General features: G+C 59.2%; 10 protein-coding genes. 7 read left to right on the top strand and 3 right to left on the bottom strand.

Annotated features, from left to right (window positions below; genetic code table 11):
• Positions 1-16: 16 nt before the first annotated feature.
• Entirely contained in the window at positions 17-3,154 is a 3,138-nt protein-coding gene (gene sbcC, locus CWM61_RS13885) for an exonuclease subunit SbcC (RefSeq protein ID WP_100631420.1), read from the bottom strand.
• Positions 3,151-4,356: an exonuclease subunit SbcD gene (sbcD, locus tag CWM61_RS13890; protein ID WP_061155594.1), complete on the bottom strand. Its 1,206-nt coding sequence runs from the start codon at positions 4,354-4,356 to the stop codon at positions 3,151-3,153. Before sbcD ends, sbcC begins: the two co-directional genes overlap by 4 nt.
• A 182-nt stretch (positions 4,357-4,538) precedes the next feature.
• On the opposite strand from sbcD, the gene phoB reads away from it, so the two are divergent.
• The 5 genes from phoB to malZ all read left to right on the top strand — a co-directional run bounded on the left by phoB (position 4,539) and on the right by malZ (position 11,709).
• Entirely contained in the window at positions 4,539-5,228 is a 690-nt protein-coding gene (phoB, locus tag CWM61_RS13895; RefSeq protein WP_002890343.1) for a phosphate response regulator transcription factor PhoB, read from the top strand.
• 21 nt (positions 5,229-5,249) lie between these two features.
• Positions 5,250-6,545, top strand: a complete 1,296-nt coding sequence (phoR, locus tag CWM61_RS13900) for a phosphate regulon sensor histidine kinase PhoR (protein WP_100631421.1) — start codon at positions 5,250-5,252, stop codon at positions 6,543-6,545.
• A gap of 414 nt (positions 6,546-6,959) precedes the next feature.
• Positions 6,960-8,279, top strand: a complete 1,320-nt coding sequence (brnQ, locus tag CWM61_RS13905; protein WP_061155592.1) for a branched-chain amino acid transporter carrier protein BrnQ — start codon at positions 6,960-6,962, stop codon at positions 8,277-8,279.
• 87 nt (positions 8,280-8,366) lie between these two features.
• Complete coding sequence (gene proY / locus CWM61_RS13910; RefSeq protein WP_100631452.1) at positions 8,367-9,740, top strand: proline-specific permease ProY; 1,374 nt, start codon at positions 8,367-8,369, stop codon at positions 9,738-9,740.
• 151 nt (positions 9,741-9,891) lie between these two features.
• Positions 9,892-11,709: a maltodextrin glucosidase gene (malZ, locus tag CWM61_RS13915; RefSeq protein WP_100631422.1), complete on the top strand. Its 1,818-nt coding sequence runs from the start codon at positions 9,892-9,894 to the stop codon at positions 11,707-11,709.
• On the opposite strand, the gene CWM61_RS13920 is transcribed toward malZ, so the two are convergent.
• Positions 11,706-12,608 carry a LysR substrate-binding domain-containing protein gene (locus tag CWM61_RS13920; RefSeq protein WP_074386813.1) on the bottom strand — a complete coding sequence of 301 codons (903 nt, stop codon included), beginning with the start codon at positions 12,606-12,608 and terminating at the stop codon, positions 11,706-11,708. The genes malZ and CWM61_RS13920 overlap by 4 nt on opposite strands.
• Positions 12,609-12,876: 268 nt before the next feature.
• On the opposite strand from CWM61_RS13920, the gene CWM61_RS13925 reads away from it, so the two are divergent.
• Together CWM61_RS13925 and CWM61_RS13930 are read left to right on the top strand one after the other, a co-directional pair.
• Positions 12,877-13,518, top strand: a complete 642-nt coding sequence (locus tag CWM61_RS13925; RefSeq protein ID WP_002890357.1) for a hydrolase — start codon at positions 12,877-12,879, stop codon at positions 13,516-13,518.
• 183 nt (positions 13,519-13,701) lie between these two features.
• Positions 13,702-14,247: an antibiotic biosynthesis monooxygenase gene (locus CWM61_RS13930; protein ID WP_074386758.1), complete on the top strand. Its 546-nt coding sequence runs from the start codon at positions 13,702-13,704 to the stop codon at positions 14,245-14,247.
• Positions 14,248-14,263 lie beyond the last annotated feature (16 nt).

Here is a 14,263-nt window from a genome sequence, read left to right on the forward strand (position 1 = left end):
CGCAATAACCCAGACCTCACTCCACGGCAAACGCTCTGTCCAGCCGACTGTAGCCCAGGCCATTTATCTTCTTCACTTTGATCTGCACCGGAATACGTTCCTTCATCGCCTCCACGTGGCTGATCACCCCGATAATTTTGCCGCTGGCGTTAAGGGCATCCAGGGCGTCCAGCGCCGTATCCAGCGTTTCGCTGTCGAGGGTGCCGAAGCCTTCATCGAGAAACAGGGAGTCAATCCGCGTTTTATGGCTCACCAGGTCAGACAGCGCCAGGGCCAGCGCCAGGCTGACGAGGAAACTTTCGCCGCCGGAGAGGGTGCGGGTGTCGCGCACGGCGTCGGCCTGCCAGGTATCGACAACCTCCAGCTCCAGCGCCTCGCTGGCCTTGCGTTGCAGCAGATAGCGGCCGTGCAGGCGGTTGAGCTGCTGGTTTGCCAGCCAGACCAGATTATCGAGGGTCAGCCCCTGGGCGAATTTGCGGAACCGGTCGCCGGTGCTGGATCCGATCAGCGAATTCAGATAGCCCCAGTCGTCCGCCAGCTGCGTCGCCTCTGCAATCTGCTGTCCCAGCGCCTGCTGATGCTGGCGGCTTTCATTATCCTGCCTGAGCTGCTGGCGGATCTCACCCTGGCGGGTGGTATTGTCCCGCAGCCTCTGGGCCAGGGCGTGCAGCTGCGTTTGCAGGGTGGGGCCGTCAGTGTCTGATCCTTGCGGACGCAGCGCCAGATGCGCCTGTTGTTGCTGGGTCGCTTGCTCGCAAAGCGCCGTCGCCTGCTGGAGCTGCTGCTCCAGCGTCTGTTTTAACTGCGTCAGCCGCTGGCTGGTCTCGTCATCCAGCAGCGCGGCGAGGAACGCCTCCCGATCGTTAAAGCGGCTGGCGGCCAGGGCAGTCGTGAATTGCGTCTGTGACTGGTGCACGCGCGCCGTTTCTTCAGTCTCCAGCTGCTGCTGGGCGACGAGCTGGCTGTGCAGCGACAGGCATTCCTCGTGGATTTCGCGCCAGTTGTCCGGGATAACCGGCTCAGCCTCCGCGTCATCCTCGTCGCCGGACGGCAGCGTATCGAGCAGCGGTTTCAGGGCGGCGATCTGCTCCTGAATCATGCCATGCTGCGTCTGTTGCGCCTGCCACCGGGAAAATTCGCTTTCGCGAGCGTGCAGCCAGGCGGCTTCTGCGCCTTCTTCCGGCAGGCTGAGTGACAGCGTCTGCAGGGCGTTCTCCAGCCCCTGGCGCGTGGTCTCCAGCTGCTGGTGAGCCTGGCGCTCCAGCGCTTGCTGGTCGTTGAGCTGGCTCTGTAACATCAGACGCTGGCTGAGCTGATAGAGCTGCTGCTCGTAGCGCTCCTGCTCCTGCATCCAGTCGTTTATCTCTTGCGCAATATCCCGGGTGACCTGCAGCGAGGCGCAGGTTTCCTGCCACGCTTTAGTGAGCGCTTGCTCTTCCTCTGTGAGCCGCCGGGCCGCTTCGGTCTCACGCTGGAGCTGCTGTGTCAGGGCGTTGACCTGCCCGAGGATCAGCAGGCCTTCTTCTTTCAGTGCAGCGACCTCTTTTTCCAGCGCGTCGCGGCGACGCTGGTTATCCGTGACCGTCAGCGAGGCGTATTGCGCCATCGCCGGGTGTTCACAGGAGCCGCACAGTGGGCAGGGTTTACCCGCCTCGAGCCGGGTGCGATAACCTTCCAGATCTTTAATCGTTTCTTCCCGCTGGCAGAGCGCCTTCAGGTCGAGATAGTGCTGGTTTTTGTCTTTATACTGTTCCCGACGTTGCGTCAGGGTGGCGTTGAGTTTTGCCTGCTCCGTCTGCGCCTGCTGGACGCTCTCGGCGTGCTGACGCAGGCGTTTGTGCAACTGCTGATGCTGTTCATGCAGGGAGATCAGCCGCTGGCGCAGCGGCCGCGACTGCGTTTGCTGCGCCATCGCCGCCGTGACTTCCTCTGCGGACAACGACAGGGAACTGACTGGCAGAGCGCTCAGTTTCTGGCGCAGCGCGCCCAGGCGGGTGGTCTGAGCCGTTAGCTGTTGTTTATCCCGCGTCAGCTGCGAGAACTGCGCTCGCCAGCCGGCAATCTCCTGACCCCATAAGCGGAATCGATCATGGGCGGCCAGCCACTGCGCCAGCTCCGTCAGTTCAGCCTGACGCTGCTGCTGAGCGTGCAGGGCGCTACGGCGGATGCGCGCGCGCTGCGCGGTGCAGGCAAGTAAGCGAGCATTTACTTCGTTGATCCGTTGCCGGGTTTGCGCCAGACCAGCCACCTGTTCCTGCTGACGCTCCCACAGGGGGCGCAGCTGGGCGGCGGGCTGGGCCAGCTCAAGCTTCGCCAGCGCCGGGGCGGCGTCGGTCAGCGCCTGGCGGGCCTGCTGCTGCCGGGCGACCGCCTGCTGGTGCTGTTGCGTCAGTTCGTCGCGGCGCGTCAGCCACTGAAGCTGCTGCTGCTGGTTTTGCTGCTGCGTCAGCAGGGTTTTCTCTTCGTCAGTGAGTACCTGCAAACTTTCCAGCAACGCCTGTTGCTGCGCTTCCGTCAGCAGGATGATGCCCGCCGCCTGGGCTTCGAACTTCTCCAGCGCGTGGCGAGCGGCTTTGTGCTGTTCGTAGACCATGGCCGAAATCTGGCCGTAGATTTCCGTACCGGTCAGCTCCTCCAGCAGTTCCGCGCGATCGCTTGGCTTCGCGTTCAGGAAGGCGGCAAATTGCCCCTGGGAAAGCAGCATTGAGCGGGTGAAGCGGCCATAGTCGAGGCCGGTGAGCGTCGCGGTTTGCTCCAGCTTGTCCGAGACCTTATCGGCGAGGATTTTGCCGTCGGCGCAGCGCGCCAGCTCGACGCGGGGCGCCTGCAGATTGCCATCCGGCTGGTTGCGCGCCCGGTTCTGGCTCCAGAAAGCGCGGTAGGCGATGCCTTTTACTTCAAACTCGACTTCCGCCAGACACTCGGCGGTATCGCGGGTCATCAGGTCATTTTGCGACTGGGAGACTTTATTCAGGCGCGGCGTCTCGTGATAAAGCGCCAGGCAAATGGCATCGAGCAGGGTGGTTTTGCCGGCGCCAGTGGCGCCGGTAATGGCGAACAGGCCGTTGCTGGCGAACGGCTCGGCGGTAAAGTCTATCTTCCATTCACCCTTCAGGGAGTTGAGATTTTTCAGACGCAGACTGAGGATTTTCATGCGTTTTCGTCCTCCGCGGTAAGTGTATGCAGCGTATGGGTGAACAGCTCGTGCAGCCGGGCGCGCTTGTCATCGTCAATCTCGGTCAGCGCCAGCCGGCGCTCGAACACCTCTTCCACCTTCAGTTCGCTGAGGGTCTCCCGCTGGGCGTTGAGCAATATTTTCTCGCGCTGCTCGCGGCTGCGGCGTACCAGCAACACTTCCACCGGTAAATCCTCCGTCAGCGCCTGAATATGACGCTGAATATCGTGCAGGTAGTCCTCGGTGGTAATTTCGATATCCAGCCACACCGGCGGGTCCTGCTCGACGCCGCGCCACTGCTCCAGCTGGGCGGTGATGGCGGCCAGATCGCCTTTGATCACTGCCAGCGGCTGGGTCACGGGCACCTCCAGGGTTTCCACGGCGCTGAGGCGCCCGTCGTTAAAGCTCACCAGGTGCACCGATTTGGCTTTGCCGGTTTCATCGAAGCTCAGCGGTAGCGGCGAGCCGCTGTAGCGGATGTGTTCGCAACCACCGACCACCTGCGCGCGGTGAATATGGCCCAGCGCAATGTAGTCGGCAGGCGGGAAGTGTTGCGCCGGAAAGGCATCCAGCGTGCCGATGTAAATGTCGCGGACGGCATCGCTTTTGCTGGCGCCGACGGTGGTCAGGTGGCCGCTGGCAATGATGGGCAGCGGCCGATCGCCGCGCAGCGCGCAGGCCTGCTGATACTGCTCCTGATAATAGTCGCTGATGGCGTGCAGGAGCTGTTGCTGTTTTTCCCGACCGGAGTGGCCGGCCTGACTGGTGACCAGCTCGCGCGGGCGTAAAAACGGCACCGGGCAAAAGATGGCGCCCGGGGTGCCGTCGCGCAACGGCAGCTCAATGGGCGCGTAGCCGGCGTTCGCCACCACGGTGGTGTGCAAAAAGGCGAGAATATCGCGGGACTCATTGAGCATCGCCACCGAATCGTGATTGCCCGCCAGCACCACCAGGCGACAGCCGGTCTGCTGCAGCTGGACGACAAAACGGTTATACAGTTCGCGGGCGTAGCTCGGCGGCGAGCCGGTATCAAAAATATCGCCAGCCACGATAATGGCGTCGACTTCATGCTCCTGCGCGCGGTCCAGCAGCCAGGTAAGAAAAGCGTCGTGTTCGGCCGCACGGCTTTTGCTGTAAAAATTCTGGCCCAAATGCCAGTCGGAGGTGTGAAGGAGGCGCATAAATCTTCCCTAGCGAAAAAAGCATGGGCGGCAGTATATCATTTGTCGGCGGGGGGTAAGTCCGCGTCATGCTTCAAATTACCCGATCATCAGACCGTCATTTTTTTCATAAATCTGTCACAAAAGTGACGCATAATGACGCCGCACTTCTATACTGATGGCTAAAAAACACAGGGTAAATAATGGCGAGAAGAATTCTGGTCGTTGAAGATGAAGCTCCAATCCGCGAAATGGTCTGCTTTGTTCTGGAGCAAAATGGCTTTCAGCCCGTCGAGGCGGAAGATTATGACAGCGCGGTGAATCAACTCAATGAACCCTGGCCTGATTTGATTCTCCTTGACTGGATGCTGCCGGGTGGTTCGGGGCTGCAGTTTATTAAGTTGCTCAAGCGCGAGGCGATGACGCGGGATATCCCGGTCGTGATGCTGACCGCGCGTGGAGAAGAAGAGGATCGCGTTCGCGGCCTGGAGACCGGGGCGGATGATTACATTACCAAGCCTTTCTCACCGAAAGAGCTGGTGGCGCGGATCAAGGCGGTGATGCGCCGTATTTCGCCGATGGCGGTGGAAGAGGTGATCGAAATGCAGGGTCTGAGCCTCGACCCTTCGTCGCACCGGGTGATGACCGGCGACAGTCCGCTGGATATGGGGCCGACGGAATTTAAGTTATTGCACTTCTTTATGACCCATCCTGAGCGAGTGTACAGCCGCGAGCAGTTGCTGAACCACGTCTGGGGAACCAACGTCTATGTGGAAGACCGCACGGTGGACGTCCATATTCGCCGCCTGCGCAAAGCGCTGGAACACAGTGGCCATGATCGTATGGTGCAAACGGTTCGCGGCACGGGGTATCGTTTCTCCGCCCGTTTCTGAATTTTGACAGGAGTGTGACCCGTGCTGGAACGGCTGTCATGGAAAAGGCTGGCGCTGGAGCTCTTTTTAGCGTGTATTCCGGCCCTGATTCTGGGGGCATTTTGGGGGCATTTGCCGTGGTTTTTACTGGCGGCAGTGACCGGTTTGCTGATCTGGCATTTCTGGAATTTGATGCGCCTGTCGTGGTGGCTGTGGGTGGATCGGAGCATGACTCCTCCGCCTGGCCGTGGCAGCTGGGAGCCGCTGCTGTATGGTCTGCATCAGATGCAGATGCGTAATAAAAAGCGTCGACGCGAGCTGGGAAGCCTGATTAAACGTTTTCGCAGCGGAGCGGAATCGCTGCCGGATGCGGTCGTACTGACCACGGAAGAGGGGGCCATTTTCTGGTGTAATGGCCTGGCGCAGCAGATTTTAAACCTGCGCTGGCCGGACGACAGTGGCCAAAATATTCTCAACCTCCTGCGTTATCCCGAGTTCGCCAACTATCTGAAACAGCGTGATTTTTCTAAGCCACTCAACCTGGTGCTGAATAACGCTCGCCATCTGGAAATTCGCGTGATGCCTTACACCGACAAGCAGTGGCTGATGGTGGCGCGCGACGTGACGCAGATGCATCAACTGGAAGGGGCGCGGCGGAACTTTTTCGCCAACGTCAGCCATGAACTGCGTACCCCGCTGACGGTGCTGCAGGGCTATCTGGAGATGATGCAGGAGCAGGTGCTGGAGGGGGCGACGCGGGAAAAAGCCCTGCACACCATGCGGGAGCAAACTCAGCGTATGGAAGGGCTGGTGAAGCAGTTGCTGACACTGTCGCGCATTGAAGCCGCGCCGGCGCTGGTGATGAATGATCGCATTGACGTGCCGATGATGCTGCGGGTGGTGGAGCGCGAGGCGCAGACCCTCAGCCAGGAGAAACAGACGCTGATCTTCACCGTTGACGAGCAGCTCAAGGTGCTTGGCAACGAGGAACAGCTGCGCAGCGCGATTTCCAACCTGGTCTATAACGCGGTGAACCACACCCCGCCTGGGACCGAAATTCGCGTCAGCTGGCAGCGGACCCCGCAGGGGGCGCTGTTCAGCGTTGAGGATAATGGACCGGGTATTGCGCCGGAGCACATTCCCCGTCTGACCGAGCGCTTTTATCGGGTGGATAAAGCTCGCTCCCGGCAAACGGGGGGCAGCGGTCTGGGACTGGCGATCGTCAAACACGCTGTCAACCATCATGACAGCCGGCTGGAGATCGCCAGCACGGTGGGCAAGGGAACCCGTTTTAGCTTCCTGCTCCCGGAACGATTAATTGCCAGAAACGACGCCTGATCGGCGTGCTGTCAGCTTATCTTGCCAATGACCAGCCCCGGCTGGTCATTTTCGTTGGCATCCCTTTTTTCCTCGCCTATTTAATGAACGTGTGCTGCTTTTTTGTTCGCATGATAAGCCACGGGTTTTCCATCAATATGGTAAATGATTCTGGTGCACAACTGATAACCAGCATAATCATCTGCTTTTGCGATCGTGCCTTGCTTTAAAACGTTATAAGCGTTTAAATTGCGCCTGCGTAGTCGATGACAGACTGCTTTTGCGTGGTAATACCAAAAACAATTCTTTCCCACGCCGCTTCGGGAGCATATCTCGCTGAGTTTACCGGCAATAGCCGCTGTATCGTCCCTGAGAGGGGAGCGCGGTATTTTTCCATTTTTTTACAACACCACATCCACAGGCAGTAATGAATTTATGACCCATCAGTTAAAATCTCGCGACATCATAGCGTTGGGCTTTATGACCTTCGCGTTGTTTGTTGGCGCAGGCAACATTATTTTCCCTCCGATGGTTGGCTTACAGGCGGGCGAGCACGTCTGGACGGCGGCGATCGGCTTCCTGATCACTGCGGTGGGTCTGCCGGTGCTGACGGTGGTGGCGCTGGCGAAAGTCGGCGGCGGCGTTGAAAGCCTGAGCACCCCCATTGGTAAAGTGGCGGGTATCCTGCTGGCGGTGGTGTGTTATCTTGCGGTGGGGCCGCTGTTCGCGACCCCGCGTACCGCGACCGTCTCCTTTGAGGTCGGTATTGCGCCGCTGACCGGCGATGGCCCGCTGCCGCTGTTGATCTACAGCGTTATCTACTTCGCGCTGGTGATTCTGGTCTCCCTCTATCCGGGCAAACTGCTGGACACCGTGGGCAACTTCCTCGCGCCGCTGAAAATTATTGCCCTGATTGTGCTGGCGGTAGCGGCCATTGTCTGGCCAGCGGGCCCGATCAGCGACGCGCTGGAAGCGTATCGCACGGCGCCATTCTCCAATGGCTTCGTTAACGGCTACCTGACCATGGATACCCTCGGCGCGATGGTGTTCGGGATCGTGATTGTCAATGCGGCACGCTCCCGCGGCGTCAGCGAAGCGCGTCTGTTGACCCGCTACACCGTCTGGGCTGGCCTGATGGCAGGCGTTGGCCTGACGCTGCTGTACCTGGCGTTGTTCCGTCTGGGTTCTGACAGCGCCACTCTCGTGGACCAGTCCGCCAACGGCGCGGCCATTCTGCACTCCTACGTGCAGCATACCTTCGGCGGGGCAGGCAGCTTCCTGCTGGCGGCGCTGATTTTCATCGCTTGCCTGGTGACGGCGGTGGGCCTGACCTGCGCCTGCGCCGAGTTCTTTGCCCAGTATCTGCCGTTCTCCTATCGCACGCTGGTCTTTATCCTTGGCCTGTTCTCGATGGCGGTCTCCAATCTGGGCCTGAGCCATCTGATTCAGGTGTCAATTCCGGTGCTGACCGCTATCTATCCGCCGTGTATCGCACTGGTTGTATTAAGCTTTACCCGTAGTTGGTGGCATAATTCCTCCCGCGTTATCGCGCCGGCCATGTTTATCAGTCTGATGTTTGGTATCATTGACGGGATTAAGTCATCGGCGTTTGCCGCGATTCTGCCGGCCTGGACCGCGCGTCTGCCGCTGGCGGAGCAGGGCCTGGCCTGGCTGATGCCCACCGCCGTGATGGTGTTCCTCGCGGTGATCTGGGATCGCGCAGCCGGACGTCAGGTGACTTCCAGCGCCCATTAACAGGCGTTAAGGAAAAGCGTTTAACCACGGGACTTCGGGTTCCGTGGTTTTTTATTTTTTGTGTTAAACGGCATTGAAAAAACCACGATGGAAAGTAGTAACAAGCTTAAGCGCGGGCTAAGCACCCGGCACATCCGCTTTATGGCCCTGGGTTCCGCCATCGGCACCGGGCTTTTTTACGGCTCAGCCGACGCCATTAAAATGGCCGGACCCAGCATGCTGTTGGCCTACATTATCGGTGGCGTCGCGGCATATATCATTATGCGGGCGCTCGGTGAGATGTCGGTGCATAACCCTTCCGCCAGCTCATTTTCCCGCTATGCCCAGGAAAACCTCGGCGGACTGGCGGGCTATATCACCGGCTGGACCTACTGCTTCGAAATCCTGATCGTCGCCATCGCCGACGTCACCGCCTTCGGTATCTACATGGGCGTCTGGTTCCCGACGGTGCCGCACTGGATCTGGGTGCTCAGCGTGGTACTGATCATCTGCGCCGTCAACCTGATGAGCGTCAAGGTGTTTGGTGAGCTGGAGTTCTGGTTCTCGTTCTTCAAAGTGGCCACCATTATCATCATGATCCTCGCCGGGTTCGGCATTATTATCTGGGGGATCGGCAACGGCGGCCAGCCGACCGGCATTCATAACCTGTGGAGCAACGGTGGCTTCTTCAGCAACGGCTGGCTGGGGATGGTGATGTCGCTGCAGATGGTGATGTTCGCCTACGGCGGCATCGAAATCATCGGTATTACCGCCGGTGAGGCGAAAGACCCGGAGAAATCCATTCCGCGCGCGATCAACTCGGTGCCGATGCGTATTCTGGTGTTCTACGTCGGCACGCTGTTCGTCATTATGTCCATCTATCCGTGGAACCAGGTGGGAACCGACGGCAGCCCCTTTGTTCTGACCTTCCAGCATCTGGGCATTACCTTCGCGGCCAGTATTCTTAACTTCGTGGTCCTGACGGCTTCGCTGTCGGCGATTAACTCCGACGTGTTCGGCGTAGGTCGTATGCTGCACGGTATGGCTGAGCAGGGCAGTGCGCCGAAGGTGTTCGCTAAAACGTCGCGTCGCGGTATTCCGTGGGTGACGGTGATGGTGATGACCATTGCGCTGCTGTTTGCGGTGTATCTCAATTACATCATGCCGGAAAACGTCTTCCTGGTGATCGCCTCCCTGGCCACCTTCGCTACGGTGTGGGTGTGGATTATGATCCTGTTGTCACAGATTGCCTTCCGCCGCCGTCTGTCACCCGAAGAGGTTAAGGCGCTGAAATTCAAAGTCCCCGGCGGAGTGGTGACCACGGTAGTCGGCCTGGTGTTCCTGGCCTTTATTATCGCCCTGATCGGCTATCATCCGGATACTCGTATCTCGCTGTATGTCGGTATGGCGTGGATCGGCCTGCTGCTGCTGGGCTGGGTCTTTAAGACCCGTCGCGATCGCCGCCTGGCGCAGGCTCAGTAAATGACACCGCCCCGGTCAGCATCACGCGACCGGGGCGGCTTGCAGTCCCGCGTCCTCCCCCGTTATCCTCCCCCAAAAAATCCTGTGATGATGAGTTCTGCGCCTGACGGCTATGGCAAGGTGTGCCCATTCTGCACAATGAGGATTCACGATGTTGAAGGCATGGCACCTTCCGGTTGCACCCTTTATCAAGGTGCAACAGGACCGACTGTTTATTACCCTGTGGTTAAGCGGTGAGTCGCTGCCGCAGCGGATCACGCTGCGCGCGGAAGAAGATAACGAAGAGCTGTCGCTGCCGATGCAGCGGCTCCGCCAGGCGCCGCAGCCCGGCGTGGTGGCATGGCGCGGTGAAATCTCTCTCGCCAGCGGCCAGCCGCGCCGCCGCTACAGCTTTAAGCTGCTGTGGGCTGACCATCAGCGCTGGTTTACGCCACAAGGTTTCACCCGTTTCCCGCCGGCCAGGCTGGAGCAGTTTGCCATTGACCTGCCGGACGCCGGCCCGCAGTGGGTGGTCGATCAGGTTTTCTATCAGATTTTCCCCGATCGCTTTGCCCGCAGCGCCGCACGTGAGGCTGACCAGGATGCAGTCTATTACCATCACGCGGCGGGGCGGGAGATTGTGCGCAAAGCGTGGGACGAACCGCTAACCGGCGAAGCGGGCGGGTCGACGTTCTACGGCGGCGATCTCGACGGCATCAGCGAAAAACTTCCGTATCTGAAGCAGCTCGGCGTCACCGCCCTCTATTTGAACCCGGTTTTCGCCGCCCCCAGCGTGCATAAATACGATACCGAGGATTATCGGCGCGTCGATCCGCAGTTTGGCGGCGACGCGGCGCTGCTCCGGCTGCGCCACAATACGCAGCGGGCGGGGATGCGTATGATCCTCGACGGTGTGTTCAACCATACCGGCGATTCCCATCCCTGGTTCGACCGACACCAGCAGGGCAGCGGCGGCGCCGGCCACTATCCGGACTCCCCGTGGCGCGACTGGTTCACCTTCTCAGAGGAGGGGCAGGCGCACAACTGGCTGGGCTATGCCAGTCTGCCGAAGCTCGACTATCGGTCGACCAGCCTGGTCAACGAGATCTATGCCGGCGAGGACAGCATCGTACGCCACTGGCTGAAGGCGCCGTGGAGCATGGACGGCTGGCGTCTGGACGTGGTGCATATGCTGGGCGAAGGTGGCGGGGCGCGAAATAACCTGCAGCATATCGCCGGCATCACTCAGGCGGCAAAGCAAACGCAGCCAGAAGCCTTTGTCTTTGGCGAACATTTTGGCGATGCGCGACAGTGGCTGCAGGCGGATGCCGAAGATTCGGCGATGAACTATCGCGGCTTTACCTTCCCGATCTGGGGATTCCTCGCCAATACTGATATTTCCTACGATCCGCAGAAGATAGACGCCCAGACCTGTATGGCGTGGATGGATAGTTATCGCGCCGGGCTGTCGCAGCAGCAGCAGCTGCGGATGTTCAACCAGCTCGACAGCCATGATACGGCGCGCTTTAAATCTCTCCTTGGCAAAGACGTAGCACGCCTGCCGCTGGCGGTGGTGTGGCTGTTTAGCTGGCCGGGCGTACCGTGCATCTACTACGGCGACGAGGTGGGCGTGGATGGCAATAACGATCCGTTCTGCCGCAAACCGTTCCCGTGGGATCCGGCGCTGCAGGATACCCAACTGCTGGCGCTGTATCAGCGGATGGCAAAACTGCGTAAGGCTCAGCAGGCGCTGCGCTACGGCGGCTGCCAGGTGATTTACGCCGAGGATAACGTAGTGGTGTTTGTCCGGGTCTACAAACAGCAGCGGGTGCTGGTGGCAATTAACCGCGGGGAAGCCTGCGAGGTGGTTATCGAGGATTCGCCGCTGCTGAACGTGGCAGGGTGGACGCTGCTGGAAGGCGCCGGCGCCTTCCAGGACGGAGTGCTGACCCTCCCGGCCATCTCCGCCAGCGTCTGGTCCGGCCGTTAACGGTAGAGCTGGCTCAGCAGGTCGTCGCGGAGGAGCGCCTCCCGCCACCAGTGCTGAGCCAGCCCGTCATTGCCGCTGCGCCAGGCCATGTAGGTGATATCTTTTTCCCGCCAGCAGGCGACGCTTTTCTCCACCAGACTGCCTTTTTCCAGCCACGGGCGAGCGATATGGCGCGGTAGAAAGCCGCAGCCCAGCCCGGCGCACAGCAGTTCGACTTTACTGGCGAAATCATCGACGCCGATTTGCGGCTGCTCGTCGAGGAGATTGCTGTTTAGCGGATGGCAATAACGGGCGCTGTCGCGGATCACGATGGCCCGATGCTGGCTGAGCTGTTTATTGGTCAGTGGCTCCTTCGCCTGAGCCAGCGGGTGGGCGGGGGCAACCACGAAAATATTATCCAGTGCGCCGAGGGTTTGCCATGACCACTCTGCAGAGGTCGGGGGCTCATTGATGGCGCCGAGGATAATATCCGCGCCATGGTGGGTCAGCTCTTCCCACGAACCGGCGAGGGTGTGATGACTGAAGTTCAGGCGCGTCTGCGGATTTTGCGCATAAAACTCGGCGATCAGCGGCAGCAGGGCAGAAAAGGGAAAGGAAGCATCGAGGGCAATCGCCAGTTCGCGTTCCCAGCCCGCGCTTAGCTGCTGCGCCTGCTTTTCCAGATCTCTGGCGGCACTTAAAAGCTGCCGCCCCTTCTCCAGCATCAACCGGCCGGTATCGGTAAACTTCGCCCGGTGGCCGGAGCGATCCAACAGCACAATATCCAGATCGTTCTCCAGCTTTTGGATCATATAGCTCAGGGCGGCGGGGGTTTTATACAGCGACTCCGCGGCGGTGGCGAAGGAGCCGTGTCTGTCCAGGGCATCAAGGATCATGAGTACATCAAAGTTCACGCGCATAGGGGAGCTATCCATTAATTCATTTTCCCTTGTTGTACCTAAGCGCAATAATCAATGCCAGTGAATAAATCAGAACAGTTTGGCGTAAAAATTTGATTAATGCGGATGCGAGCAAATCCTTGCTACGGGCAAAAAAATAAACCACAAAAAAACTTTAATAACTTGTTAGAAATAACTGGCTATACTCACCATGCTTTATCAGTCAGGATCTACACGACGCATTAATCATCATGTAATCTTTTTAACTTATTGATTAAGAAGGTATTTAATGTCTATTCGTGAACTGCTCGATCCCACTAATTCCGCACTTATCTTTATTGACCACCAGCCGCAGATGTCATTTGGCGTGGCGAATATCGATCGCCAGACCCTGAAAAATAACACCGTGGCGCTGGCAAAAGCGGGCAAAATTTTTAATGTGCCGGTGATTTATACCTCCGTAGAGACCAAAAGCTTCAGCGGTTATATCTGGCCGGAATTATTGGCCGTGCATCCTGACGTCAAGCCGATTGAACGTACCTCAATGAACTCCTGGGAAGACGACGCGTTTGTGGCGGCGGTGAAAGCGACCGGCCGTAAAAAGCTGGTGATCTCTGCCCTGTGGACCGAAGTCTGTCTGACGTTCCCGGCGCTGATGGCGCTGGAAGCAGGCTACGAGGTGTACGTAGTGACGGATACCTCCGGCGGCACCTCTGTCGACGCCCATGAGCGGTCCATTGACCGGATGGTGCAGGCGGGCGCGGTGCCGGTCACCTGGCAACAGGTGCTTCTGGAGTACCAGCGCGACTGGTCACGCAAAGCGACCTACGATGCGGTGATGGACCTTGTACGCGAACACAGCGGCGCCTACGGGATGGGCGTGGATTACGCTTATACCATGGTGCATGGCGCGCCGGAGCGCAAAGCGTAAATCACTTCATCCTTCAGGCTGCCTCTTTGTCGGCTGCGTTTGCCCGTCCCCGGTCACTGCCTCAGCTCAGCTCCGGGGACGTACCACTCTGTCGCCTCGACGCAGCATGAATGATGTTGTGTATATCATTTATGGCCAATGGCGGGAGCAATCCTGTCATTCCCCTGAAGTAAGGAACGCTTTATGGCGCAGCAAAAATCGGTAACCCTGGTCATCAGCCATCTGCTCGATCCGCAACACGGCCAGCGCTACGAAGAGTGGCTCGGTAAAATTATGCCCATTGCGGCCGAGTTTCCCGGCCATCTTGGCGCGAATGTGATCCGTCCCACCGCGGGGCAGAATCTGTGGAGCGTGATTATCCGCTTCGATACCCTGGAGCACCTCTACGCCTGGACGCAGTCGGAAACCCGTCGGCAGCTGGTGGCAGAGATTGCGCCGCTGCTGACGGAAGGCGATCGGACGGAGGTGCGGACGGAGCCGGCCTTCTGGTTTACCCCGCCGGCGGCGAACGTGCGCCAGCCGCGGCGGTGGAAACAGTTTCTGATCACCCTGCTGGTGATTTTTCCCAGCACCAACCTGGTGCCTGCGGTCACCGGCATGCTGTTGCCGTCGCTCAAAGGGAGCCTGCTGCTGCACCTGATCAATGATGCCTGCGTGGTTGCGCTGGTGGTCTGGTTCTGGATGCCCATCGTGACCCGCCTGTTTGCTGGCTGGTTAAAGAAAAACTGAGTCAGCCTCCTCAAGG

This window comes from Klebsiella sp. K-Nf6 (assembly GCF_002806655.1).
GTDB classification, from domain to species: domain Bacteria; phylum Pseudomonadota; class Gammaproteobacteria; order Enterobacterales; family Enterobacteriaceae; genus Klebsiella; species Klebsiella variicola.